This is a genomic window from Bacteroides rodentium JCM 16496 (assembly GCF_000614125.1).
GTDB classification, from domain to species: Bacteria; Bacteroidota; Bacteroidia; order Bacteroidales; family Bacteroidaceae; genus Bacteroides; species Bacteroides rodentium.
Genome location: NZ_BAKJ01000121.1, coordinates 1 through 2487, shown reverse-complemented (window position 1 = coordinate 2487; position 2487 = coordinate 1). Strand labels below are relative to the sequence as shown.

Annotated in this window: 1 pseudogene; it reads right to left on the bottom strand. The window is 48.5% G+C overall.

Features of this window, described 5'->3' with window-relative positions:
- Window positions 1–117: 117 nt before the first annotated feature.
- Window positions 118–1817: pseudogene (gene ltrA, locus JCM16496_RS20905) on the bottom strand (group II intron reverse transcriptase/maturase).
- Between the last annotated feature and the right edge of the window lie 670 nt (window positions 1818–2487).

Sequence of the window (2487 nt, the reverse complement as noted above, 5' to 3'; positions counted from 1 at the left end):
TGTCGAGTAGGTCAGCCCCATTGCTGGGGCTTTCCCCTCTAAGAACCGTGCATGAGAGTTTCCCCTCACACGGCTCAAGCAACACATTGCTATTCTTACTGAAGGAATAGTTCTGTCTCATTTCCTACTAATTTTATCAGGGTCAAACTTCTTGTTCTTACACGAGCTGTGTATGAGACTCCTGAACGGTTTGCCGTTGATGTACTCCGTTATGGTAGTCCATCTCCGTTCATCGTCAATAATCTCCCCACAGATTGGGCACCGCATTTCTTGATGAACCCAAATCATGCGCAGCAGGTCGTCAATTTCACGTAGTTGTTCTTCCGTATTCTTTGACTTGCGCCTTGCATAATAAGGGGCGTCGGCGGGGTCGTATGGATTGGTGTTGGTTCTGACACGCTCATATTTCAAGATGGGAGTGTCTGCCAGCCTTTTAAGACTTAAAGTCGTTTCCTTGCCCGACTTCTTACTCTTGGTTATGGCGGCAAAGCACCAATCACGTCCGTGCAGTTGTTTGAAATACCTTTCCTTAATCCACTGCTTGCCCTTTTTCGGATGTCTGCGTTGTGCCCATTGCCAAAGCGTCTTGTACACCTCGTAGTCCACACGTGAGAATGCTTTCGATGATGCCCCGTAGCGGTAATAGTTTGTCCATCCGGGAATCATGTGGTTAAGCATCCTTACGAGTGAGGAAGCCTTTGCCGACTTGTTGCTCTTTATCTTCGTGCGAACCTTGTCACAGAAATTCTTCATCGCATCCTTTGATGGTTTTGTCAGAAGTTTTCCGTTTGACTTGTATTCACGGATGTTGAAACCGAGGAAGTCGAAGCCCTCACTTACGTGGGTTATCTTCGTCTTTTCCTCTGATAACATCAGCCACGCTCTGCCATAAATTGCCGTATGAGAGGCAGGAGAACCGTTTCGATGGTTTCCTTGTCTTTGGCGGTAACTATAAAATCATCTGCGTAACGCACGAGGTTGATTTTGGGCTTAATCCATTTACGACCGTCTGCGGTGGGTTGCCAGTAAGGTTTTACCGCCTTTTGAACGAGGGATTGAAGTCCGTCAAGAGTCATGTTGGCAAGGGTTGGAGAGATTATACCTCCTTGGGGCGTCCCCTCTTCGGTCGGAAAGAGTTCACCCTTGAACACAAAGCCACATTTCAGCCATTTGCGAAGCACTTCTCTATCCATCGGGATATTGTTGAGCAGCCATTCGTGGCTAATATGGTCGAAGCATCCTTTGATGTCCCCCTCCAAGACCCATTTGGGGGCAACATCCCTTGAAAGTACGTTATGACACTGGGCTATTGCATCCTGGCAACTGCGATATTTGCGGAATCCGTAGGAGTGTTGGTCTCCTGTCGTTTCCGCAATAGGGTCGAGAGCCATCAGATAAAGAGCCTGCATCGCGCGGTCTTTCATTGTAGGGATTCCCAAGGGGCGTTTCTTTCCGTTTTTCTTCGGTATTTCCACACGGCGCAGGGGCATCGGTCGATAGCCACGGCGTTTCAGTGTGTCAATAGCTTTGACTTTTGCCGCATCGGACGACCATCTCACGTGGTCAACCCCTGCGGTATCTTTACCCTTGTTAGTAGTAACCCGAACTACGGCAAGATAACGACCGTAGAACGAGTGGGTCAACAGCCATTGCAAGGACTTGACCTTGCCGTGCCTGCCTTCCCTTTGAGCCTTTACAATACGTGCTTGCAGCTTCCGAACATACTCCTCAGCCTTGTGTCGGTCAATGCTTTTCCAACGCTCGGTGTCCGAGAGAGCCATATTTTCAGGCGCACACTTTTCTTTCGATTTGTTCATTTGCTTTCCTTTCTTTAGAAGTTCTATAAGTTTATTGTAAAGAGTTACCTTGTGGAAGTGGGCACACTTTCGTGTCGGATGATGTGTCTCTCTGCCATACATGGCAATGAGGTCAATCCGTATCCGCTCCATTACAGGGCGGCATTCGCTTTTTCCACGTTCCTATACCCGCACCCCATATAGGCTTGCCTTGCGGCTCGCTTACCTCCTCCGAGGAGGGGGAGAGATACGGGCTTACCACGTTCCATGTAAGTGACAATAATGGGTTAGGTCTGTCCTATCCACCGGCAGTCATTATGTCCGTGCAACCCCACCTGGACAGGGAGTTGACCGACTGCGCACCTTTGGGTTCAAGCCTACAGCCTTGCTCTTTGAAGCATGACCCTCAACATCATTTGGCTTGTTCTTCGTAACGATGTTTATCAGACATTCACATTGGTTGACCATACCATCAAGTCTCGCCCCTCGGCAGAACGATGTTATCTGCCATTGACCTCCACTCACGCTTCGGTCTATTCCTTTCGGAAAGGGTACTTTGTCAGAGCAGCTTCGCACAAAGAGATTACTCGCAATGCACGTACTCTCAGACTACTGCAAACGGAATTGCAGGTGCAATCAACAGTTGTTATACTATAGTTACACAATCACTTACACAGTTTACGTGTCACAC